Origin of the sequence: Ectobacillus funiculus (assembly GCF_004138295.1) — a bacterium.
In the GTDB taxonomy this organism is placed as follows: domain Bacteria; phylum Bacillota; class Bacilli; order Bacillales; family Bacillaceae_G; genus Ectobacillus; species Ectobacillus funiculus.
The window spans coordinates 102,228-125,983 of sequence record NZ_SCFM01000013.1 but is presented as its reverse complement, the minus strand read 5'-3'; the positions used below and the strand labels follow the sequence as shown (position 1 = coordinate 125,983).

The following is a 23,756-nucleotide window of genomic DNA, read 5'->3' as shown; positions in this document are numbered from 1 at the left end:
ATAATCTCTTTATGACATACTTTGTCAAAAGATAGACAAATCTATGCATTCTAACTGCATATGGCAAGGAAATAGATATAAGGCCTATAAAGAAAACTCACCGATTGGCGAGCCTCGCCCTTGAGTGAGAACAGAGGCGTAGTTGCCCTTACATTGTATTCCTAAAATTTCTGACGACGTCGAATAGTCTTCCAACTGGAAATTTATCCTTTCTTACAGGATAAAAAAAGCCGGAATCCTCTACAGGATACCGACTATACACCGCCTTTAGCTTCTTTATGAAGATTCCACTTCGTAAAAAACCACCAGTTCCAATCTCCGAGCATTTTCATTAAGCTTGGCACAAGCAATAGCCGAATCACGGTGGCGTCAAGAAAAATAGCGAGCGCAACCCCTAGCCCCATTTGCTTTACCGGTAAAATATCGGTAAAGACAAAAGCCCCCGTAACTACAATCATAATAAGCGCTGCGGACGTAATAATACGGCCCGTAGATACAAGACCTTCCAACGTTGCCGTATCATTGTTTTTCGTTTCCTTGTACAGCTCATATATTCTTGAAATAAGAAAGACTTCATAATCCATGCTGAGGCCAAATACAAGCCCGAAAATGAAAATAGGCAGGACAAACATAATGGTACTTTGCTCAAGTCCGAACCGGCCTCCTTGAAACAGCCATACGATAATCCCAATTGTTGCACTCAGACTTAGCACGTTCATCACAATGGCTTTCAGCGGAATAATGAGTGAGCGGAACGCAATCATTAAAATCAGAAATGTGGATCCGAAAATAACGGTCATCGCGATCGCGACACGCGCCATTACCTCATCCTGCAACTCCTGCTCAAACGTTGTCATGCCGCCAAGCAAATATGTAACATCCGGCTGCTTATACCTATCTTTAAAATCTCGCACCCATTGCTTTGCCTGCTCACCCTTTGGCTTTGCTTGCAGCAAAACCTGAACGAGTGCCCGATTACCGTGTGTATATGCCTGCAACGCAGGAAGCACCTGCTGTTGCTGCGATTGTAGCAGTGCATACAGTTGGCCGCTTGGCATGTTACCGAGCATGCTATAAGCGCTCGTTACTTTGTATACATCTGGATCTTTGCTCAGCTCTTTCACGATCGCTTCTAGTTTCTCCAAGCTCTTTCTCTCTGTCATGCTTTGCTTCATTTTAACAAGAATCGTTACATCCGCATGATGCTTCAGCAAAGGATTGAACTCTGTTTCGTACCGTTCATAAGCAATGCGGGTATCGCTATACTTTGGGAGGGATTCAATGCCGGGAAACTCAAACTTCGCTCCCCGCAGCGGCAGCAGGCATAGCGCAATCCCAATCAGTACAATAGCCGTCATCATCACGGATCGTTTCATCACAAAATGAGCAAAGGCACGCCAAAATGCAGCCGATTTTCGCTTTTGCCCCAGCTGCTTCAAACGCTTACCCATCAGAGAAAGTACAGCCGGAAGCAGCGTAAGTGAAAACAGAATGCTCATAATCACAACAATCATGCCGCTTAACGCAATGGACTGCATATATTCAATTCGAAAAAAGAATAAACCTGACAAGCCGACAAATACGCATAAGCCAGAAAATAAAATGGCTCGTCCAGCAGTTTGATATGTTGCCGCAATGGCTTCTGCTACCTCGCGCTGCTCCAGCTCTTCGCGAAAACGATTCACAAACAGCAAAGCAAAATCAATGGACAAGGCAAACCCGACCATCGGGGTCACATTCAGCACAAAAATGGACAGCTCCGTTTGCTGGCCAATCATATATAAGATTCCCATCGTTGCCGCAACGCTCAGTCCGCCGTTAAGAATCGGCAAAATCGATGCCATAAGATTTCCAAATGACATCAATAGCACCAGAAATGCAATCGGAAGACCAATCATTTCTGCCTTCTTTAGATCACTCTGACTGCGCGCATTAATTTCATGATTAATCACCGGAAAACCTGTTGGGGATACTTGCACCGCACGATTGCTTTCCTTTTGGATGCGCTTAGCAAAAGCGACTGTATTGGCCGTGAGCTCATCGATTGTCTGTCCTTTTAGTAAAATCGTTCCATACGCGATATCCTTATGCATCATAGCTGGATCCTGCAGCGGATGATGAAAGGAGGCATATGTTTCTTCCTTCTGGATTTTTTGGACAATTTGCTTGATTGCCGCATGAAACTGGTCTGATGAGACATTTTTCTTTTTTTGAAATACAAGAAAAAGCGTATCCTGTGATTGTTTAAACTCCTTCTCTAACACCTTGCGAGATTCTTGATAATCTCCCTCTGTTTCAAAGCCATCGCCTCCTAAAACCGACGGCAGACTCGGTGCAAAATAGCCGAGAACGGCAGCCAGTACGAGGAGTGCGATGATACATGTAAAACGAAAACGGTGAATCAAAAGCCCGATATTTCCCCAGTTATCGAGCTTCTGGACCGATGTCCGCAACATTCTCCCTCCTTACTTCATTCGGATTTTCAGAAAATGGTGTGCATATAAAAATACAACAAGCAGCATGCCGCCTAAACAATAGCCGCCAAGAACATCAGATGGATAATGGGCGGATAAGACAATCCGGCTCAAACCGATGGTAAAAATCAAAACAGCGGCCACGGCAATTGCCAATATACGTGTAGCTTTCCCGAATGTTCCATTTACAATCAGAAAGGCAACAAATCCATACGTGACAATGCTTAACATTGCATGACCGCTTGGAAAGCTATAGCCAATCGCATCGATAGCTTCATTTAAAAGGGGCCGTTCGCGGGCAATAACTCCTTTTACCCATTTATTTACGAAATCTGTCACAATGACTGCTAGGGGAAAAATAATCATAGCAGCATATTGCTTCTTTCTCCAAAGCAGAAGCAGACTGACGATAAGGGTGGAAATAATCCCTATTTCTGATCCCATCTCTGTCATAACAGTAAAAAAGGCAAGACTGCCCTTTGTTTGCAGGGCCTGCAATCGACCCTTCATAAACTCATCGACAAAAAGAGTATCTCCTCCCTGAATGCGATGTACAATAATACTGAAAAAACTAAGCAGCAGAGCGGTAAAAACTGCTGCATATGTATGACGGTTTAAATAACGTTGCATTGTGCACTCTCCTTCATGTTGTGAAACGGCGGCTTCTAAAGAAAACGAAGACAGAGGCGCAGCTATTCCCGCTACGCCCTCTGCCCTGGAAATCTACAATTAAAGTGTAAAAAGAAACCGCGTTTAGTTGTCTGTTCCTGTTTTCAATCTAGTCCAATATTCATCATATACGCGCAATTTCTCACCAACATCAACAAGCCACTCTGTACGGCTTAATTCTTCTTTTGATAAGAAGATCATTGTATTATCACGATATGCCTGACTATGAAGCGAATATGCTTTTTCATTTGGGTTGCTATAGCCGATCGACTCGTAGTTTTTCACGCTCACCTTTGGATCAAGCAAATAGTTAATAAACTTCTCTGCTAAGTCCTTATGCTTTGCTCCCTTAGGAATGGCAAGTGTATCAGCCCAAATCGTTCCGCCTTCCTTAGGGACAACATAAGCAATATCTTTATTTTCTGCAGCGATAAACGCAGCATCTCCGGACCAAACCGTACCGATCCAAGCATCCTCAGTAATGAACTTTTGCTTGATATCATCTGTATCAAATGCCAGCAGATTAGGTGTTAGCTTCTGTAAATCTGCATAAGCAGTTTTCAGCTCCTGCTCGTTTGTCGTGCTATTGGAATAGCCGTTTTTCTTTAAGCCCATGCCAAGCACTTCACGGGAGTCATTTAGCAGCACAACATGCCCCTTATACTTCTCATTCCACAAATCGCTCCAGCTTGTTGGGGCTTCCTTCACATATTTTTTGTTATATGCGATGCCGGTAACGCCCCATGTATACACAAGAGAATATTGATTCCCAGGATCAAACGGCGGCGTTTGGAATGTTGATACAAGATTTTTTAGGTTCGGAAGCTGCCCTTTATCGAGCGGCTCCAGCATATGCAGCCCGATCATTGTTGATACCATATAATCGGAAGGCTGAATCAGATCATACTGTGCTCCGCCTGCCTGCAGCTTTGCAAGCATCTCCTCGTTGCTCGCATACTTATCGTAGTTAATCTTCACGTTATACTTTTTTTCAAAGTCGTGCAGTACACCTTCATCAAAGTTATCCGCCCAGCTGTAAATATTGAGCTCTTCCTTCTTTTCTCCGCAGCCCGCAAGTAAGCTGCCTGTAAGAAGCAAGCCTGCGGCAACACTTATCACTTTTTTCATCGCTTTCATTTTTCTCCTCCTATCCTCAAAACGGAAGCTGTCCTTTCCTTCCGTCCGTCCCCTTTGTCTGAAACTTTTCCGAAAGAATCATCAATATAACAATCATACCGACTAAAATAGTAGAAAGCGCATTAATTTCCGGCGTTACCCCTCGTTTTACCATGCTGTAAATATAAAGGGGGAGCGTCGTTGAACCCGGACCTGATACAAAAAAGCTAATGACAAAATCATCGATAGATAGTGTAAACGTCAGCAGTGAAGCAGAAATGATGCCGGGCAGCAGGGCTGGGAACGTCACATATCGAAACGTCTGCCACGGTGTTGCCCCTAAATCGCTCGCTGCCTCCTGAAGCGTCTTTCCCATACTGGCAAGCCGTGCTGATAGGAGAATGACGACAAATGAAATGCTAAATGTAATATGAGCAACAATAAGTGTAAATTTGCCAAGCTCCCAGTGCAGCTGGCTAAATACAAGCAGCATCGACAATCCCATTAAAATATCCGGTACAAGAATAGGTACATACATAAAGCCGCTCAGCATCGTCTGGGTCCGCTGTTTATATGTATGAAGCCCTAGTGCGCAAAGCGTACCCAGTGCAGTAGCCGCTGCTGTTGTCACAAGGGCGATCAGCAGGCTATTTAAAAACGCATCGATAACAGCTTCGTTTTGGAATAAATCAACGTACCAATGAAGCGTAAAGCCCTTCCACGCTGCGTTAATACGAGAATCATTGAAGGAATACAAAGCGAGAATCACAAGCGGTATATACAAGAATAAGAGAATAAATGAACTATAGGTCAGAAGGGCCTTCTTCATCCGTCCTTCCCTCCCTCTGCAGCGCTGTATCGCCCTACGACTTTGTAATACAAATAGATAAGAAGAATAGAAAGCAATACAAGCATAAACGACAAAGCTGCTCCAAACGGCCAATCACGCGCACCAAGAAACTGATTTTGAATGACATTACCGATTAACGAAACCTTCGATCCCCCCATGATATCTGAAACAACGAACATGCCAATAGAAGAAACAAATACTAAAATCGAACCGGCTGCCACACCTGGCATGGTAAGCGGCAACGTAATACTCCAAAACGCCTGCGATGGTGTCGCTCCTAAATCATATGCCGCTTCAAGCCGCTGCTTGTCAAATTGTTCAAGAGAAACGTAGACTGGTAAAATCATAAACGGCAGCAATGTATAGACCATCCCAAGCACGACCGCAGGCGTATTGTACAATAGCTGTAATGGTTCATGAATCAAGCCAAGCTTCTGCAGCAATGTATTCACAACACCTTGCGAACGTAAAATCACAATCCAAGCGTAGGAACGGACGAGAAAATTAATCCAAAACGGAATGGTAACGAGCAACAGCAAAATCGATTGCCGTCGTTTTGAAACCATCGTTACTGTATAAGCAAACGGATACCCGATAATCAGACAAAGAACCGTTGTCAAAATCGCTATTTTCAAGGTTTCCCATAATACACGCCCATACAGCGGATCAAACACACGTTCAAAATTTTGGATTGTAAAGCTCTTAATCAACTCCCCATATGTGCCGCGCTCCCAAAAGGAAAGAACAAACACAAATCCAATTGGAAGAAGAAAGAAAACGGCAAGCCATACAATAGCCGGCAGCGCAAGCAACCGTCCCTTTCTCACCGCAGCTTCACCTCATCTTCCTCACGCCAGCTCACCCTTACCTCAGAGCCCTTTCGTCCCCGAAACGGCTCTGACCCATAACAATAGACAATGAAGCTCTCCAAAGTCTCCTTATCACGAACATATAGCTTTTCCATGCTGCCGACAAATTCAGTGTCCTCAATCGTACAAATGCGCCCTTCTACAACTGTCGACTCATCCAGCAGGCGAATATGCATCCGCTCCGGCCGGACGGCAATGTGTGACGAACGAACCTCCATAATATTATTCTCACCGATAAAGCTCGCCACAAACAATGTCTTAGGCTGGTGATAAATCTCTTGCGGCGTTCCAAGCTGTTCAATTCTTCCTTCATTCATAACAGCAATCCGATCGCTCATACTCATCGCTTCTTCTTGATCGTGTGTAACATACACGAAGGTAATCCCTAAATTTCGCTGCAGCTGCTTCAGCTCCCGCTGCAAATCCTTACGCAGCTTAAAATCAAGCGCCCCGAGCGGCTCATCAAGCAGCAATACCTTTGGATTGTTCACAATCGCACGGGCAATGGCAACACGCTGCTGCTGCCCTCCAGAAAGCTGGGACGGTTTTCGATTAGAGAGCGCTGTCAGCTGCGTCAAGCGCATTGCCTCCCCTGCTCTCTTTCTCTGCCCAACCGCCGGAATCTTCTTCATTTTTAACCCGAAGCGAATATTTTGCTCAACTGTCATATGCGGAAACAAGGCATAATGCTGAAAAACAAGATTCATATCCCGCTTATAAGGCGGTAAATCCACAATATTCTCACCGTCTAAAAAGATACTTCCCCCTGTCGGCTGCTCAAACCCGGCAATCATGCGCAGCAGCGTTGTTTTACCGCAGCCGCTCGGTCCTAAAATCGTTAAAAACTCTCCTTCCTGAATCTGAAGCGATAACGGCGGAATCACAACGGTATCCCCAAACTCTTTCTCCACTGCTTCGATTGTGATCATCTCTGCGCCTCGCCCCCTTTTATCTATCCCGATATACAGAAAAACCCCTTCTTGCAGAAGGGGAATTTCATAGCTGTATAGTAACCTTATTTTAACAACTTTCGAATATATTTTAAAGCTCTTTTTGATGACGAGTAACGAAGCTTAAAGTCCCACTTTGTCGATTGATAGAGCACACTCTTGTAATGAGAAAAGGCCCGGAAGCTCTGCTCACCATGATAGCTGCCTGTCCCGCTTTCTCCCACGCCGCCAAACGGCAAATATGGACTAGCTAAATGATACATCGTATCATTTACACAACCGCCGCCGTATGAAATGCGCTCCACAATGTTTTGCTGCACCTGCTCGCTCTCCGTAAACACATATAGCGCAAGCGGTTTCGGATGTGCGTTAACTGTTCGCACGACATCTTCTAAATCCGAGTACGTCAGCATCGGCAAAATGGGACCGAAAATCTCCTCCTGCATCACCGAATCGTCCCAGGAAATATGATCGAGCACCGTCGGTTCTATCGCAAGACGCGATGCATCAGTCTCCCCGCCTATAGCAATTATCCCATCCTGCAAAAACGAAGCTAACCGCTGAAAATGTCGCTCGCTCACAATGCGTACAAACTCCTTATTCTCAAGCGGGCGCACCCCAAACTGCTCCTGAATTGCTTTTTGCAGTTCTCTAAGCAGCTGCTCCTTTACACTTTGTTGCACATATACATAATCTGGCGCCACGCATGTTTGGCCAGCGTTAATAAACTTTCCCCAGGCAATACGCCTTGCCGTAACATCTAGCCTCGCATCCTCATGAACAATGCACGGACTCTTTCCGCCCAGTTCAAGCGTCACTGGAATCAGCTGCTTTGCCGCCGCCTCCATCACAATTTTCCCCACCGCTACGCTTCCTGTAAAGAAAATATAATCAAATGGCTGCTTTAAAAGCTCTGTACTCATGTTCACTCCGCCCTCCACAACAGCAATATAATCTGAATGAAATAGCTCACCAATGATGCGCGCCAGCACCTTTGACACATTCGGTGTTAACTCAGAAGGCTTCATTACCGCTGTATTCCCTGCCGCAATCGCGCCAACAAGCGGTGCAATCGCCAATTGAAACGGATAATTCCACGGAGCAATAATAAGCGTCACACCGTACGGCTCAGGGATGATTCTACCTTTTGACCCTGCATGTGTAATCGGTGTTTTCACCCTCTGCGGCTTCATCAAGGCGGGAAGCCGTTTCATTAAAAAAGAAATCTCCTTCAGTGCATAGCCAATCTCAGTCATATAAGCCTCTACCTCAGACTTATTCAAATCCGCTTGAAGGGCGCTCAAAATAGCAGCCTCATGCCGCTGAATCCCTTCATATAGAACACGCAAATGATGTAGTCGTGTTTCAAGAGACCTTGTTTTCCCGCTGTTATAATACTCCTTCTGTTTGATGATGAGTTCTGCAACATCCATTAAACTGCTCCTTTATATACGACATACAGTGTATTCTACTGTTCATTGTCTCTATCCACAAAATTTTCACACTGAGGACGGAAAAATATACAAAGATAACCTACCTTACTGTAGTATTTCTTATTTGCCTCGCCAGCAGAACATACATATATCTAAAAAAGCAATCCCGACAATCCTTAGAATCTAGCAAACAAAAAAACAGAGCCATCTCCTCCAAAGGATACGCTCTGTTTTGTATAACTATCTCTACTACGGATTGATACAGCCCCAAACTTTAGTAATCTACATTGCCCTTTCTTTTACTCTCCTTCTTACTTTCCATACAACAAAAGCAAGACTGCACAATGCAAGTAAACCAAGAGCTGCAGCCTCAATTGAAAACGTTAAAGGCTTCTTCGGCTCTGGTTTTTCATACGCTACATCATCCTTGGAAAGTACATTGACGGTATCTAACACATTTCCATTTTTCATAACACGCACTTGGCCAAGCACTTCACCTTTATGAATGCCTTCCTTGTACAGCTTCTCATCGTTCAACTGTAATGGCTCAAAATTAGCTTGTACCTTCTTACCTTCTCCGCGCTTTAACAGCAGTTCACTTCCTCTTTCCAGCTCCATATGAACTGTCTGATGTAACAGCTTCTCTTGTTTACTCCACTTCGCCTTATCAAGCACAGTTTGCTTCTCAAAACTATTAAATGCGTAGTTCGCTATCACATTCATATCATTATAAATATCCGGTCTATGCGAAGACATGACAACATTAATAATCTCCATATTATCCTTTTGGTTAATCAAAATGAGCGTATGGTGTGCCTGATCTGTAAAGCCAGTCTTTCCCGCGATAAAATTTGGCAGCTCAAAAAAGGTTGCCTTATTAAAAATGGAGACCGTTTGCCGTGATGTTGTCACCGTCGTTTGCTTCGTACTCATCGCCTTCAGAATCTCAGGATACTTCAACACCCCGCGCGTAATCATCGCCATATCATATGGGGTCGTAATGTGCGCTGGATCATGCAGCCCATTAGGTGTCACAAAATGGCTATTCTTCGCTCCAAGCTCCACAGCCTTCTCATTCATCAGCTTAGAAAAAGCCTCCGTGCTTCCTGCAATATGCTCCGCAATCGCCACAGCCACATCATTCGCGCTAAGCACCATCAAAATCATAAGAGCTGTATCACGATCAATTGTCTCTCCCGGCTGAAACTCAATTTGATAATTACTCTTATCTTGATTTAACGCTGTCTGCGAGAACCCAATCTGCTCCCCAGGGGCCACATGCTCCATCAGCAAAATCGCCGTTAACACCTTTGTAATACTCGCTGGATATGCCTGAGCGTTGGCATTCTTATCATATAAAACATCTCCGGTTTTCGCATCAATCGACACCGCATATTTCCCAACCACATCCGGCTGCTCCGTATTTGCATAATATCTCGATGGAACGCTCAAAAACACCAAAATAGCTGTGAGCAGCATCGTATATATTTTAGCTCTCTTCATATCCGTTCTCCTCTACTTTTTTCTCAATCATTCACTATATTAAACGCTTTCTAAACAAGCAAACTTATATTATCTTTCTATAAGACATTTCTTACTATATCATAGTTTATAAACATTGGATATGTTTGTAAAGAAAACGTTGACAAGTTGTTAGAAACGTTATATATTATGTAATACATAACTTACATTACGATCCTGTAGCTCAGCAGGGAGAGCGCCACCTTGACAGGGTGGAGGTCGCTGGTTCGAACCCAGTCGGGATCATTACTAAAACCCCTTGATACTCAAGGGGTTTTCTTTACGTAGCGAAGCTTTATCTTTTTTCGAGGAGTAAATTTTTTGTTTCTTGGTCAAGATTTGGTCAATAACTCCTTTTTGGTCAACAGTTCCATTTTTTGTGTGAGTTTTAATTAATGATCTACATGATCCTCTAATTCTGGGATGTATAAAAATAGAAGAACAAAAAATGGCGTTCCTAACGCTGGCAGCGTAGAGGTCACGGGTTCGAGCCCTTATGCTCCATACCATTAGAAATGCAGTAAAACCTTGAGAAATCAAGTTTTTTTCTTTTTCCCTTTATCACTTGTAGGTAGCAGAAATCTTACTAAATTGCTCTTTGGTAACATTTTGGTAACGGCTTGGTCACACCTGTTATCATTTAATAATTTCGTCTAGTTTACGAGCCACTTCTTCTTGCATCGTTGGAAGCACATGTGAATACGTATCAAGCGTAACTTTTATATTATTGTGTCCCAACCGCTCTGATATGATCTTTACATTTATCCCCTTGGACAATAACAAATTTGCATGAGTATATCTTAAATCGTGGAAGCGGATTTTAGGAGCATCCGCCACTTTAATAAATCGATTAAAGGTCCTTCTAACATTTGCCGGATTGACAGGCATTCCGTGCTGTGTACATGCTACCAAATCGAAGTCCTCGTAAATAGGTCCCAAGCTAAGCTTCTCTTTTGAAACGATTAATTTACGCCCCTTCAACACCCTTATCGTAGTCTCAGATAAGTTGATGGTTCGTAGACTAGGTTTAGTTTTAGCCCCACTTATAAATTCCTTCCCATCATAGCTTAACGTTTGCCTAATATGGATTAAACCTTTTTCCAAATCAACATCTCTCCAGCGTAGCCCGAGTCTTTCACCTTGTCGCATTCCCGTTGTTAACGCCAAGTGAAAGACGATATATCCAGGATCCTCTTTTGCTGCCTTGAGAAACTGATTTATTTGCTCTTCATTCCATACTGTCATTTCTTTTTTATTTGCTTTTACACTAGCATGTTGCTCCCTTCCTAATTCAAGTTGTTAATCATCCAACTGCTTCTCCTATAGAGATACTTCCTTTTTCACTTAACCAAGGGGATCGTATTTTATAGTTTTTAGTTGGCTGGCATACCATCACATCTCAAAACCTTGTTATTTCCCTTGCAAGAAATGCATTTTTCACACCAAAATATTGGTCACACACTACCGAAAACTACCGGAAATTACAGTCAATTTTAAAGTTGACAGACACCTCATAAGCCTTAATATAAAACCATTTCCAGGCACAATAGGATATTATAGAAAAATAATACACTGACCGCGTTGTCAAGGTAGCGCTCTCCCAGTTGAAACACTTTATATTGCTGGGTTTATCAATAACTAATGATTAAGCCATCTTTTCTAACGGTCACGTGACTAATTTGTGACCAAAAATATACTCTTGAGGCTGCGAATAAAGGTTTCCTTTAATTAAACAGTTTGATATCTAATCAAACAAAGACAAGGAACTTTAAGTTGCTCACTGTCTTTGTTTTTAATAGCTTAAATGAAATATGCTACCCCCTATACAAGCGGTTTTGAAATTTGCTAGCATCTGTTTTTCTAATACCTTGAAGTAGCCATAAGTATTAATAAATTAAATTTTTTTGCTTTCTATTGTTTTCCTGTGATTTCTAATTTAAGAAATTTGGGCACCAAGCAGGGCACCACAAATCAATATGTTAAAATCCATATGATTTTATTACCTTTTGTCCCCAGAATACTAAAAAGCAATCAATTTATTGGAGTGTGGAAGCGCCTTTCAATTACACTCTCTATGTTTGTACTATCTCATAACCTAATCACATGAAGATTAAATGTACCTTCTTTCAAACTTCGGTACGCCTGCATAATTTCACTAAAGAGTTTATTACGAACAGCCGATGAACGACTTACCAATAATATTTTGCATTCTCTAAGAATTTTCAACAAAAATAACCTATCATTAGTAAAGTTTTTATGCTATTTAGCCTAGGAAGATAGACTTACTGTTGGGTATCCCTACTCCACTTGGAAATAAGTGTACTAATATAACCAAATATTAGTTAGAATATGAGATAATTGAATCGATAATTTTAATTAAATTAGAACTGAGGTGGAAATAATGACAGACTTTTATAACGATGAACAAGAGATAGAGGAGGAGGTATATAATGATGATAATAATGAAATTATAACTGAACCTTTTGATCCCGCAAAAATAGATATTTCTATGCGTTCTATGACATTAGATTTACTTATCAAAAGAATTAAAGAAAATGAAATTGCCTTAAATACAAAATTCCAAAGAAAAGGCGACCTTTGGAGAACTAGTGAGCAAAGCCGATTGATTGAATCTCTTATGGTAAGAATCCCCTTGCCAGCATTTTACTTTGATGGTACAGATGATAATGAGTGGCTAATTGTTGATGGCTTACAAAGATTAACAACTTTAAAGAAATTTGTTGTTGATAAAAATTTACAACTAACTAATCTAGAATTCCTTACTCAGTATAATGACTTTAAATTTGATGACCTTCCCCGCCAGATGCAAAGACGAATAGAAGAAACGCAGGTTACAGTTTTTATTATCAATCCTGGAACCCCTCCGGAAGTAAAATTTAATATCTTTAGAAGGATTAATACAGGTGGTCTTACTCTTGAACCGCAAGAAATTCGTCATGCTTTAAATCAAGGTTTTGCTGCAGACTTTCTCGAGGAGTTAGCTGAGTTGGATGTTTTTAAGGAAGCGACATGTTACCTTATTAAATCAGATCGTATGCAGGACAGAGAAATGGTGTTACGTTTTTTAGCTTTTACAATGGTCCCTTATACAAACTATACACCTGATCTCGAAAACTTCTTGAATAATGCGATGATTAATTTAGGGAAAACTTCTCTTTCTGAAAGAAAAATACTAAAAGAAAAATTCATTAAAGCAATGGATGCAGCTATTAAAATTTTTGATAATGATGCATTCAGGAAAAGATACGGTAAAAATGATTCAAGAAAACCTATAAATAAAGCATTGTTTGAAGCGTGGTCAGTAATATTGGGTGGCTTAAGCAATCAACAGTTAAATTTATTAAGAATAAAAAAGAATAAATTAATTTCTATGTTTATTGACTTATTAAATAATGATAAAAGTTTTGACAGGTCAATAACCACAGGAACTAGCCAAAGCACTTTTGTGCAAAAAAGGTTTAAAGGCATTGAAAATATCGTCCAGGAGGTTTTGAAATGATTAATTCTTTGTATTTAAAAAACTTTAAGTGTTTTAAAGAGGAACAAATATCGATTGGACCTCTAACTTTACTATCTGGTTTAAATGGTACCGGGAAATCAACAATTATTCAATCTTTACTTCTTTTAAGACAATCTTATTTACAGGGTACTTTAAATACTAGTGGGTTAGTTTTAAATGGAAACTTAATATCAATAGGCACGGGGCAAGACGCGTTGAATCAAAATGCTGAAGAAGAAGAAATTTCTTTTACGGTCGAAACCTCTGACAACTACAAAGCAACTTGGATATGGGAGTATGATAAATCCTCAGAGTTTTTAAAACTAAAAAATAAACAGAACGATGACGCCATCTATCGATTAGCCCTTTTTTCAGACAGTTTTCAATATCTTACAGCAGAACGAATTGGACCGAGAACCTCTTTTAAAACTTCTCAGTATAGCGTAAGGAATCACAAACAGCTTGGAATCAGAGGAGAGTATACAATTCATTTTATTTCTGTTTTTGGAGATGAGCCTATTCCAAATGAAAGTCTTATCCATCCTGGAACACCTTCCCGCAGTCTAAAAACCCAAATTGATGCCTGGATGGGAACAATTAGTCCGGGTACACGATTAAAAGTTACTGAACACGATGATATTGACCTAGTTAGTCTTCGGTATCAGTTCTTAGGGGAAAGAGATGTTACAAACGAATTCCGTTCCACTAATGTGGGATTTGGATTAACCAATGTATTACCAGTAATTACTGCTATTCTAGCCTCTCCTCCAGGTTCAATTTTACTAATTGAAAACCCAGAAGCCCATCTACACCCTCAAGGACAATTTGAAATGGGGAGACTTATAGCGAAGGCTGTTAATGCCGGAGTGCAGATTATCTTAGAAACCCACAGCGACCATGTACTTAATGGAATTAGAGTAGCAGTAAAAAATCAGGAAATCTCCGATAAAAAAATAAAAATTCATTTTTTTGAAAGAAGTTGGATAACTGAACAATTAAGCCACAAAGTTATTTCACCTAAAATAGATAAAAATGGACGGTTAGATAGGTGGCCGGAAGGTTTCTTTGATGAATGGGATAAGAGTTTAGATCAATTAATCTAGCTAAAGGGAATGAATATAAATGGAACTTATATTAAATGATTTATCCTCTAATATACCTGCAAAAGATATATTTTTAGGTCGCGAGTTAATGAATAACTTCATTTTAGTATGCAAAACAGCCATAAACAAAGGAGCCGAGAGGTCTTTAAGAACAACGGAAAACTTTTATAAAGAATTAATTGCCCCTGATTATCATATTGGAAATTGGCTTAATGATCCTCATGTTGATAAAGAATATCAAAGATATCTTCGTTCCTTATCACATAAGGCACCATACATAAATTCCGAAGTAGAAAATGAATTATACCAACGACAATTAAATTCTGATTTTAAATTTGATGGCAAACAAGGAAATGGTCTGGGAGCAGCATATTTACTTGATGGTCTTGCTGTAAGTTTCAAAAGTGAAGATCGGTGGTCTGCCTCAAAGCTTTACTTGGTAATGGAGTACCTGGATGATGACGTAGCAGATATAGTTACCGAAGAAATTTTAATAAACCATGCAAGTGATCAATCTCATTTGGAAGAACACCTTGAATGGTTCAATACTCAAAAGCTTAATAGAATTATAGATGGTAAAGATTTATGGAACAGAAGGGAATCAATATTCCCACATTTGGTATTCTGTGAGCGCGTGGAAAGGCAAATTAGGGATTTGCATTTTGGAAATCCAATTTTTCGCCAAACAATAAAGCGTTTATTGGAGTTCAATTCATACTTTTCAACTTGGAACGGTCTTTTTGAACCTGACTATTTCTCTTCTAAAGTTACTCCAGAGAGCAAGGAAACATTAACTCGTTTTGAAATAGAACATACTTTTCAATTGCCAAATGGTGAATTTAAGGTATTTTCATGGCATGCAAGGATGACTCCTGGTCCCTGGAGATTATTTTTTATTCCAGATGAAGAATATAACAAAGGGATTATTGGTCATATAGGGCTTAAATTACCTAATGTCACTTATCCCAAATAAGGGCGGATATACATGCCGCTCTTATTTATTTCATTTTATTACTTGCTACTTCTTGCATCACTTTAGTTTTTAGCTTACGTTTAGCCCATATTAAGGTACTTTTTGAAATTCCAGTCATTTCTTCAACATTTGTCATACCATCACATCTCAACTTCCTACTTTTTAATAAAACAAATACATTTTCAATACTAAAATATTGGGCACACTCTGGTAACATTTTGGTCACGTACTCTAGAAAACTATCGGAAATTACAGTTCACCAAAAGACTTATAAAGGCCTCAGAAACCTTGATACAAAGCCATTCACGGACTTTTAGTAAATCATAGGAAATGATGTAGACCACGCTGGCAGCGTAGAGGTCAGGGGTTCGAGCCCCCATGCTCCATTTTAACAATATTATCAAGGGTTTTAGGATTCTTGTCTTACTATTTTGTGTAGTAGTCTGAGATAGCATCTAAAACGCGACGGACTGACCACTTCTCCATTACATTGTGAGGAGTGTTTTTTTATGTTAGTACGATTTTTAATTGAGGAGTTTATTGCTGAGAAACGGTATGAGAACGTGACAGAGCATAGCATTAAAACTTCTGAGTATAACTACAAGCATTTAGAGGGGTTTCTTGTTGCTCAAGGTATTGAACAAGTTAATGATATTACACCTCGAGTTGCAAAGCGCTATATGATGTACTGCAAGGAGAACGGTGATAAACCAACTACCTTAAACTCACGTCTAAAACGAATTAAGGCTCTTTTTAACTGGGCGGTAAAAGAAAAAATTATAGAAGAAAATCCTTTTACAGAAGTTAAAAAAGTTCGGGAGGATGCTCGCATTCATACCTTTACTGATGAAGAAGTAAAAGAAATCATTTCTTATCTGAGAAGAAAGAAACGCAGAGAAGATACATTCTATGCGGTACGAAACTATACTGCATTCCTTACTCTTATCGGAACGGGTATACGCCTAGGAGAACTGGTTAATTTAAGATGGGAAGACATCAACTTTGAAACAGGACAAATGAAGGTCTTTGGGAAGGCAAGAAAAGAAGCAAATGTGCCTATTGCAAGTTCCTTACTCCGAGAACTTTCCCTATGGAGAGTATATTGTGAAGAGAAATTCAACAAACTCTCTTCTAACGTTTTTGTTAACAAGACTAATCAGTCCCTGACAGACAATGCCATAAAATGCTTTTTTAAACGGCTTTCTCAGGCTATGGAATTTCCTGAGACACGCTGTTCTGCACACTCTTGCCGACATTACTATGCCAAGACTTATATTCAGTCTGGTGGAGACATTGTGTCCTTAGCAAGGATTTTACGTCATACTAGCATAAAGACAACTGAGCGTTATTTGCATATGTTTTCTAATGAACTAAAAGAGAATAACGAGAAATTTAACCCGCTAAATAAGTTATTTTAAGTAGCCATCAGCAGTGGATAATTCTTAATTGATTTATGTTGCATAAGTTGTTTTACATGTTAAGGAGAAGGATGGAATACTAATCGTTTTATTGACCAAAAATTAATGCTGTGAATAAAAATTTTTTTTGACTTTTTAACACAAAAAGACAGTAAGTATGTACATTACTCACTGTCTTTTATTATTTAATATCCTTCGGTTTTGAAGACCGCGGGGACACCGGTACCCCATTCAGCTTCAATTTCTTCAGTAATATCAAGGGGTCTCGGCAGTCTGCTATCCAATAGACCCTTCCATTTCGAACTTGATTAGGCGAACGTAAAACAGCTTGAAATGAATTATAAAAAACGGCTTTATATCAAGGGTTTAACCCTTTTCTTATAATAAATTTAAATGCAAAATAAAATCATTTCGGCATGAAATCGGCACGAAGTCGGCATGAAAATTCACTGTCAAAAACCGTTTGTAGCAAGGGCTAAGAGTGTTTTCATTTCCTTATAATATTCAGCCCAAGATTATCTAATAAATGTTCAAAAAGCCAAACTAGATGGAGTGAATCTTCCTTGGTTCAATTACTAAAGAAGAAACAATTTTATTTAATCCTTGATGATCCAATTGTTGAGTTTAGCTGGTTCATAAGCCGACAGCAGCAACCACAAAAAGGGAATGATTATATATCCCATACACGAAGAAAGAGTGAATTTCCGTTTGTTCTTACATGTAGACTGTATAATATGGAAGAAATCAGACTATAAATCCTTACTATATTAGTGTCTTATATTTTTTCTCGAGAAATATCATTCTAAACTTTTCGTGACAGAAAGCACCTGACTAAAATAGTTGGGTGCTTAATAAATATGATAAAACATCCACATGTTCAATATATCTGAACTGTTGGAGTGGAAAAAAATTAAATAAGATGTAAATTGTTTACCATAATATAAACAATTACTTTATTTTATTAAAAAGTGACCTAGATTAATTAGTAGTAAGATAACAATTGTTCGAACCTTATCTCGATTCCCACTTCTTTAAGTAAATCTTTTCTATCATTATATAACTTCTCTAAAACACCTGAATTATCCCTACCGTAGTGTAAAAGATTATGACAATGGCTACATAACGATATAATATTTTGTTCCACATCCAAAGAATAGGGAAAATCACCATGAAAACTTAATGGTATTAAATGATGTGGTTCAGTATAAGGTTTGCCATCTCTTTTTCTTATGAAAGTATTATGACTGTTATCAAATTCGCACTTGAATCTTGCCAACTTAAGTGCATTCATAGCTATTTTTAAATTTCTAGGATATGTAGGAACACCTTTATCATTTGTTTTTAATGATAACTTCTCTTTTGGAACCCTAGTGTACGAAACCTCTTCATTATCCTCTATTTCAAGTTTCTCAACTAAATCAACTAACCCAAAATCGTCGAGTAATTCGGTTTCATTTAAGTTCAGCAGTCCAAATTGTTCTCTTATTTTATTTATCTCGTTCTTACTAATTTCATCTTCTTGGCTCAGTTCAGTTTGTATTAAGATGTATTTTGCTAACTCTTTGTTTGCTGAAAATAAATATCCTGTATTACCTCTTCCAATTGAATTGAAAGGAGCATTATGAGATGGCTGTAATTCCCGAATTTTTTTCATATGATCTGAAGTAATTATAGGTTTCTTAATTTCATAATATTTTGTATCTACTCTCCAGCCTTCATCTTCCCATAATTTCTCCTTTTGAAGTTCCTCAGGCTGATATGCAGAGTAGGCATTTGAACTTGCAATACTAATAGCCACTATTTTCTTTAAATAACTATGTATAATTAGATCACTTTTTTTGACCTCCAGCATTCGATCCCAATGGGAAACACGATTACCATTTTTATTCCTTTTTGGTGCCCATAGGTAACTACCTGCTTTTTCCTTCAAATAAGTTTTATTTTGAAATACAAAAAAGTAATTCATAAAACCTCCTATATTTTATATTTTCTAGCTATGAAATGTCACCACCAAAACAAAGCATCTTATCTTATCGAATTTCCTTAACTCCAAGTTCTTCAACAAAATATTTAAATGTATTATTAAGTAGAGGATCCTCTGGTATACAAATAATTAGACCATTTCTTCCCCTTGTTAATAATACTCGGTAGATATTCTTTAATATTTTTAAAGGATCTTTATAGCCCTTTAATCCATCATACAGTTCTCCCGTATGTTTTTTTCGATAAAACGTTTGCCCCTTACTCCAATTGTCTTTTTTACTGATTTTGATTAAATCATGTCCCCAATAAACGACTGGATAGTCAATTTCAAGACCTTGGGAATCAAATTCTGTTACATACGCTTTAAATTCCCTACACTTTTCCTTGTACCATGACCCTAAATCCTTTCTTGATAAAGGATATTTATCCCTTTTATCCAATTCATATTGTGCAAACGAACTTGTAACCAGGCCATATGTCTCCAAACTTTCATCAACATGTTGTCTTATGTGTTCTTGACCTTTCAGCAAAGATTTTGTTACAAAAATCGGAAAATATCTTTGCTCATCATAAATGGATTTTAATAATTTTCTTGCACCTTCCGTCTCATTATTCAAAACGGCATTTATCCATTGAGGGAATTTATCTGCTCCATGTCCCCTTAAATATGAATTTAAATATAAATTATCATTAAAAATTGCATTTGTTCCCTCAAGAATTTTTCTGTATCTTGTTGGAGCGTAAATTTTTATTTTTCTTTTTTTAAAGCTTTTACTTTTAATAGCTGAAACCCAATTATTAATTCCATCTTCCTCGCCACGGTAAATCTCCTGACCATCTCCAACTAAACATATTAACGTTTTTGAGCTTTTAAGTTTCTTTATACTACTCAGTAAATAATAAAGTAAAACTTCCGGTTGACTAAACTCCAACTGATACTTATATTTCATTTGCTCTTTTCCCCAAGCTCTCTGTGCCTCATCAAATACTAGTATTTTCTCTTTTTTTATATCACCATAGCCTAATTTCTCTTCCGTTTTTTGTAAATATTTTATAATAGGATCTAAATAATGGGGAACTGCATTTACATATGCCTCACCATATGTCTTTCTCTCTTCTTTTCCTTTATTACATGCCTCATCAATCTGAAACTTTAAAACATCTACTAATGGGCCGTTACCTGATAAGTATAGTGCTGAACTACTTGTTTCAAATTGATTTATATAATCCCGCACTATTTTTAAGCCAAGCAATGTTTTACCTGCACCGGGATCACCAGAAACTAAAATAAGATTTAATGTTTCATTTTCAGTATGATCTACAGTATCCTTAATTGAACTAAGAACCCCTTCAATATTAGATTTAGATCTCATAATGTCAGGTAAATTACTAGAGTTAAATATCCCATCCACTGCGTTTAATATATCTGGGATTGCTTCATAATTTGAGTTAAACCACTCAGAATCTTCTTTATCATAAAGGATATCGTTTATTTCTTTACTAATAATTGGAGCAAAATTATCTTTATATAAGGCATCATCTTCATTTATATTTATATTTGGGTGTGTGTAAACAATGTATGGTTTAACTTTCAACTTATTTTTATAAGTATATTCGTGATAGTTTTCAAACCTCATGCTGTAATTTTCTACTTGACCACGGTGTGCATCTATATAAGCACCTGCATTTTCACCACTTTTAAACTCTAGTACAAGCAGAGTAGATTTTGTGAGAACTAGTACATCTGGTCGCATACCGTTTTCTAACTTATATTCAAATATTATTGTTGCTTCCTTTTGCATTGAAGACAACTTATTAAGTTCTTCTTTTAAAAATATAAAACAATCTTCCCACGCACTAAGTTGCGATTCACTTACACTAAAACCCAAACTGCCTAATTTATCAGTAAAGTCTTTTTTATCAAGAATTTTTAAGAATGCGCTTATTTTTAATTTCCATCCACGACTCATACAATTTCCCCCTTAGCCAAATAATCATATGATAATATTACTATAAAAAAATAATGATTGTAAAAAATATGGTCTAAAACATTACTAAATAATGCACCATGTAGCTAAAAGCTAAGTTATAAGAAGTAAGTTTGGTTAAAATAGTAATGACACCTACAAAATAAAAAACCACCTCAGTATGAGATGGTACCTAACTTGTTACTAATTTAACCGCTTTGTTAATTCTCAAAAAAGTGACATTAATAATTGGCTCTGTTAAATTTCAATGTTGATTTTTAGCCCCCAAAAAAACCAGAGGTTTCTCCCGCTTTTTTTTGGCTTCTTTCTTAAGCTAACGCCCCAGATAATTCAAATAGAAATGTTCAAAAATACCTTCTACAATCTAAAATAATTTGTTCACTAAAAAATGGGATGTACCAAAATATAAGTATATTGGCTGAACACCTTTTATTTTTCATAAGTATCGCTTATTTTTTAGTTTATAACTCATCTTTTACACTTTGGAATAACTTGACTAAATCAAAAATATACCTTTTGAAACTTAATAATTGAGCATATACTGCTTCATATTTTAATTCCGTTATAGGCTCTACTCCATAATGAACGGAGTTTCTGTTTCCTAGAACAGTATTAGACCATTCCTTAACTTTATTCAAGTGCTTATGATTTATGTCCGTTTTTTCAGCTATATCTTTAAACCAATGTGTATAATCACTATAAAATTTATTTATATCTTCAACTTTCCTTGTAATTGGAGTTACACCTTTTAAATAATCAATTTTAGTTTCATAGTTTGTTTGATCGTAACCGAATTTTTCTTTTGCTAGTTCATATAATGCAAGTCCTAATTGTATCCAGGCTCCTTCCAATGCAGTTACAGCCATTACTATTGCTGGACGATATAAATCATTATTAAAACATTTTAGAGAATCTCTAAATGCTTCTTTCATCTCTTCATCCACACCTGGAAAATCCTTAAATACTAATAAGTCAGGCTCTGTAAATAAATATGTTTCTTTTGAAGACTGTCTCATTGAAAATGCTCTATGTATAAAAAATGGTAGTCGAATTTTTAATTCTTCAAATTCTAGGGTCTTCTCTTGAAACTCGTCGTAGCAATTTATTTTAACATTAAGAGAAAGGGGACTATAAAATCTTGAATCAGGGTTTTCAATAATAAAAGAATTTGACCCAATCAATGACCAAACAGCTTCACAATAAGCTAGGTGTATTGAAATATAACGAGCAGATACCTGAATATTTTCCTCTTCATTTTCTTTAAGAAAAAATTTGGTGGGCTTTTTTATATTTTGACTCTGTACGAATGCTTCCATTAATTCTAGTACATTTATCTTATTATCCTGGTTAGTTAATAATAATTCTTTTGCTAATATGACATCATGTTTAGAAACAATTATTTGTCTTTCAATTTCTGCTTTAATTTGATGTACGTTATCTATCCTCATTCAATTCAACCTTTCAAATTATAATAATTTTAGTCTTAAATACTTTAGCATAGAATCATTTATTTGTTAGTTTCTTCTATAGCTTCCTGCTTGTTATATTAAAATCAAACAACTCTATTATCTTCATGTTCTCTTGCAAACCATCTAATAATTTGCTGAGCAAGAATATCTAAACATTTAGCGAAATCATCTAATTGGTCTTCAGGGCACTCTTTCCCTTTTTTTTCGTAATTAGTTTTTGCGTGAGCAAGCATGTTTCTTGTGTTACTAATTGCATTAGCTACTTCATCAAGGGCTCTTTGTAAATCTTCTGGCTTACTATCCATCGTAAGTTTCCTAGTAAATTTCAAAAATTGAGGAGCATTAGACACTATCTCAAGTAGGTCACAACAAGTCTCAACAGTTAGTTTTATTGCTAAATGATCTTTTTTGTGATTTCTATTTCCCTCAAAAATCTTACTTAGTTCAAGTATGTAATTTGCATCAGGACTAAGAGCTTTAGGACTAGATAGTTTCTTAGAAACAGTGCGAATAAGGTCTTGCTGAATAACAGTTTGAGAAACATATTCTATTACCTTTGTATACGTCAAAATAAGAATTTCGGCATTTTGCGTGGATAAAGATGAATTATACAATTTTAGTAATTCAGGCACTCCTTTTCCTCGCAACAATGGTCTTAATCTTGATAGTGCTGCTTCCAATTGAACATCCTCTTCTTCCCATGGATCATAAAAAACTCTTGGTGAAGGATGAACTTCTATACCTATTGTTGATTTTAATTCAAACAAATACGCCTCTACTAAGCTTTCAAGTACCTCTTCATCTAACTTATCTTCGCACGAGATTTCTATAAAAATATCATCAAAATCGACAGGTGGTACATACTTACTATACATTTGATCAATGACTAGCTTAAAAGCATAGCTAGTTAACCCTGCTACAATATTAAGCTCATATTCCTGGTCATGTGCGGATTCTGTAATAGTTGTAGGCAATTCATATGCCGCTCTGCTTAACATTTCTCTACTATAACTGTCAATGCGAAATAGAGCCAACCTTTTCCCAATAAACTTATATTCATCTATTTGTCGCGCTTTTAAAGCTTCTCTAACCATCTCAATTACATCACCTAAAGTCGAACTTTCTTCATAATCAGTACGTGGTAGCCAAACTTGAATTGCTGTGTCTTTATCAATGATAGTATCTTCTTCTTTATAATCATTTGACAAATATCCATCAAAGTCATGCTGAATTTCATGTTCTTCAAAGAAATCCAACAGTTGTTTCAATTCTTCTTTTAGTTCTTCCGGAACAAATTTAACAGCCATATTTTCTACTCCTTAATTAATACGGAATTTTTTTATAGCCCTACCAATATCAATTTTATAATTAATTCAACACAAAAATAAAAAAGCCTTCCTTAATATAATATGATCCCCTT

General features: G+C 37.8%; 17 protein-coding genes, 1 tRNA gene and 1 pseudogene. 5 read left to right on the top strand and 14 right to left on the bottom strand.

The features are described 5' to 3' along the window. Positions 1-254 precede the first annotated feature (254 nt). The 8 genes from EP737_RS10705 to EP737_RS10670 form a co-directional block, all read right to left on the bottom strand. A complete protein-coding gene (locus tag EP737_RS10705; protein WP_129728073.1) occupies positions 255-2,453 on the bottom strand; it encodes an MMPL family transporter in 2,199 nt (732 codons plus the stop codon). Positions 2,454-2,465: 12 nt separating this feature from the next. Further along, positions 2,466-3,104, bottom strand: a complete 639-nt coding sequence (locus tag EP737_RS10700; protein WP_129727965.1) for a phosphatase PAP2 family protein — start codon at positions 3,102-3,104, stop codon at positions 2,466-2,468. A gap of 123 nt (positions 3,105-3,227) precedes the next feature. Next, on the bottom strand, positions 3,228-4,271 hold the full coding sequence (locus EP737_RS10695) for a polyamine ABC transporter substrate-binding protein (protein WP_425455881.1): 1,044 nt from the start codon (positions 4,269-4,271) through the stop codon (positions 3,228-3,230). 25 nt (positions 4,272-4,296) lie between these two features. Then, positions 4,297-5,088, bottom strand: coding sequence for an ABC transporter permease (locus EP737_RS10690; RefSeq protein WP_129727963.1), 792 nt, complete (start codon positions 5,086-5,088; stop codon positions 4,297-4,299). After that, positions 5,085-5,936, bottom strand: a complete 852-nt coding sequence (locus tag EP737_RS10685) for an ABC transporter permease (protein ID WP_129727962.1) — start codon at positions 5,934-5,936, stop codon at positions 5,085-5,087. Before EP737_RS10685 ends, EP737_RS10690 begins: the two co-directional genes overlap by 4 nt. After that, positions 5,933-6,907, bottom strand: coding sequence for an ABC transporter ATP-binding protein (locus EP737_RS10680; RefSeq protein WP_129727961.1), 975 nt, complete (start codon positions 6,905-6,907; stop codon positions 5,933-5,935). Before EP737_RS10680 ends, EP737_RS10685 begins: the two co-directional genes overlap by 4 nt. An 86-nt stretch (positions 6,908-6,993) precedes the next feature. Further along, the gene (locus tag EP737_RS10675) at positions 6,994-8,361 is read right to left on the bottom strand and encodes an aldehyde dehydrogenase (RefSeq protein ID WP_129727960.1); all 1,368 of its coding nucleotides are present in this window, start codon (positions 8,359-8,361) and stop codon (positions 6,994-6,996) included. 282 nt (positions 8,362-8,643) lie between these two features. Then, complete coding sequence (locus EP737_RS10670; RefSeq protein ID WP_129727959.1) at positions 8,644-9,864, bottom strand: D-alanyl-D-alanine carboxypeptidase family protein; 1,221 nt, start codon at positions 9,862-9,864, stop codon at positions 8,644-8,646. A gap of 191 nt (positions 9,865-10,055) precedes the next feature. Between EP737_RS10670 and EP737_RS10665 the strand changes: the two genes are divergently transcribed. After that, positions 10,056-10,128: transfer RNA gene (locus tag EP737_RS10665), tRNA-Val, on the top strand. A gap of 390 nt (positions 10,129-10,518) precedes the next feature. Here the strand turns inward: EP737_RS10665 and EP737_RS10660 are convergent. After that, positions 10,519-11,145, bottom strand: a pseudogene (locus tag EP737_RS10660) (site-specific integrase); the annotation flags it as partial. 1,138 nt (positions 11,146-12,283) lie between these two features. Between EP737_RS10660 and EP737_RS10655 the strand changes: the two are divergent. Genes EP737_RS10655 through EP737_RS10645 form a run of 3 tightly spaced genes read left to right on the top strand, consistent with a single transcriptional unit; the run spans position 12,284 to position 15,478 of the window. Beyond that, the gene (locus EP737_RS10655) at positions 12,284-13,402 is read left to right on the top strand and encodes a DUF262 domain-containing protein (RefSeq protein ID WP_129727957.1); all 1,119 of its coding nucleotides are present in this window, start codon (positions 12,284-12,286) and stop codon (positions 13,400-13,402) included. Continuing rightward, entirely contained in the window at positions 13,399-14,505 is a 1,107-nt protein-coding gene (locus EP737_RS10650) for a DUF3696 domain-containing protein (protein WP_129727956.1), read from the top strand. Before EP737_RS10655 ends, EP737_RS10650 begins: the two co-directional genes overlap by 4 nt. Before the next feature lie 19 nt (positions 14,506-14,524). Continuing rightward, complete coding sequence (locus tag EP737_RS10645; protein ID WP_129727955.1) at positions 14,525-15,478, top strand: hypothetical protein; 954 nt, start codon at positions 14,525-14,527, stop codon at positions 15,476-15,478. Between the two features lie 25 nt (positions 15,479-15,503). Here EP737_RS10645 and EP737_RS26000 read toward each other — a convergent pair whose 3' ends face one another. Next, positions 15,504-15,704, bottom strand: coding sequence for a hypothetical protein (locus EP737_RS26000; RefSeq protein WP_205650920.1), 201 nt, complete (start codon positions 15,702-15,704; stop codon positions 15,504-15,506). Between the two features lie 283 nt (positions 15,705-15,987). Here EP737_RS26000 and EP737_RS10640 point away from each other — a divergent pair, with 283 nt between their 5' ends. Beyond that, entirely contained in the window at positions 15,988-16,896 is a 909-nt protein-coding gene (locus tag EP737_RS10640) for a tyrosine-type recombinase/integrase (RefSeq protein WP_129727954.1), read from the top strand. 982 nt (positions 16,897-17,878) lie between these two features. Here the strand turns inward: EP737_RS10640 and EP737_RS10635 are convergent. The 4 genes from EP737_RS10635 to EP737_RS10620 all read right to left on the bottom strand — a co-directional run bounded on the left by EP737_RS10635 (position 17,879) and on the right by EP737_RS10620 (position 23,643). After that, positions 17,879-18,862, bottom strand: coding sequence for an HNH endonuclease (locus EP737_RS10635; protein WP_129727953.1), 984 nt, complete (start codon positions 18,860-18,862; stop codon positions 17,879-17,881). Positions 18,863-18,926: 64 nt separating this feature from the next. Next, positions 18,927-20,849, bottom strand: coding sequence for a DNA/RNA helicase domain-containing protein (locus EP737_RS10630; protein ID WP_129727952.1), 1,923 nt, complete (start codon positions 20,847-20,849; stop codon positions 18,927-18,929). 479 nt (positions 20,850-21,328) lie between these two features. Further along, positions 21,329-22,315: a hypothetical protein gene (locus tag EP737_RS10625; protein ID WP_129727951.1), complete on the bottom strand. Its 987-nt coding sequence runs from the start codon at positions 22,313-22,315 to the stop codon at positions 21,329-21,331. A gap of 104 nt (positions 22,316-22,419) precedes the next feature. Then, entirely contained in the window at positions 22,420-23,643 is a 1,224-nt protein-coding gene (locus EP737_RS10620) for a hypothetical protein (RefSeq protein ID WP_129727950.1), read from the bottom strand. Positions 23,644-23,756: the final 113 nt, after the last annotated feature.

What these genes read in the sequence shown, in the direction of transcription:
- EP737_RS10700 (WP_129727965.1), bottom strand. Translation starts at nt 3,104, where the DNA reads ATGCAACGTTATTTAAACCGTCATACATATGCAGCAGTTTTTACCGCT.
- EP737_RS10695 (WP_425455881.1), bottom strand. Translation starts at nt 4,271, where the DNA reads ATGAAAAAAGTGATAAGTGTTGCCGCAGGCTTGCTTCTTACAGGCAGC.
- EP737_RS10690 (WP_129727963.1), bottom strand. Translation starts at nt 5,088, where the DNA reads ATGAAGAAGGCCCTTCTGACCTATAGTTCATTTATTCTCTTATTCTTG.
- EP737_RS10680 (WP_129727961.1), bottom strand. Translation starts at nt 6,907, where the DNA reads ATGATCACAATCGAAGCAGTGGAGAAAGAGTTTGGGGATACCGTTGTG.
- EP737_RS10675 (WP_129727960.1), bottom strand. Translation starts at nt 8,361, where the DNA reads ATGGATGTTGCAGAACTCATCATCAAACAGAAGGAGTATTATAACAGC.
- EP737_RS10670 (WP_129727959.1), bottom strand. Translation starts at nt 9,864, where the DNA reads ATGAAGAGAGCTAAAATATATACGATGCTGCTCACAGCTATTTTGGTG.
- EP737_RS10655 (WP_129727957.1), top strand. Translation starts at nt 12,284, where the DNA reads ATGACAGACTTTTATAACGATGAACAAGAGATAGAGGAGGAGGTATAT.
- EP737_RS10650 (WP_129727956.1), top strand. Translation starts at nt 13,399, where the DNA reads ATGATTAATTCTTTGTATTTAAAAAACTTTAAGTGTTTTAAAGAGGAA.
- EP737_RS10645 (WP_129727955.1), top strand. Translation starts at nt 14,525, where the DNA reads ATGGAACTTATATTAAATGATTTATCCTCTAATATACCTGCAAAAGAT.
- EP737_RS10640 (WP_129727954.1), top strand. Translation starts at nt 15,988, where the DNA reads ATGTTAGTACGATTTTTAATTGAGGAGTTTATTGCTGAGAAACGGTAT.
- EP737_RS10635 (WP_129727953.1), bottom strand. Translation starts at nt 18,862, where the DNA reads ATGAATTACTTTTTTGTATTTCAAAATAAAACTTATTTGAAGGAAAAA.
- EP737_RS10630 (WP_129727952.1), bottom strand. Translation starts at nt 20,849, where the DNA reads ATGAGTCGTGGATGGAAATTAAAAATAAGCGCATTCTTAAAAATTCTT.
- EP737_RS10625 (WP_129727951.1), bottom strand. Translation starts at nt 22,315, where the DNA reads ATGAGGATAGATAACGTACATCAAATTAAAGCAGAAATTGAAAGACAA.
- EP737_RS10620 (WP_129727950.1), bottom strand. Translation starts at nt 23,643, where the DNA reads ATGGCTGTTAAATTTGTTCCGGAAGAACTAAAAGAAGAATTGAAACAA.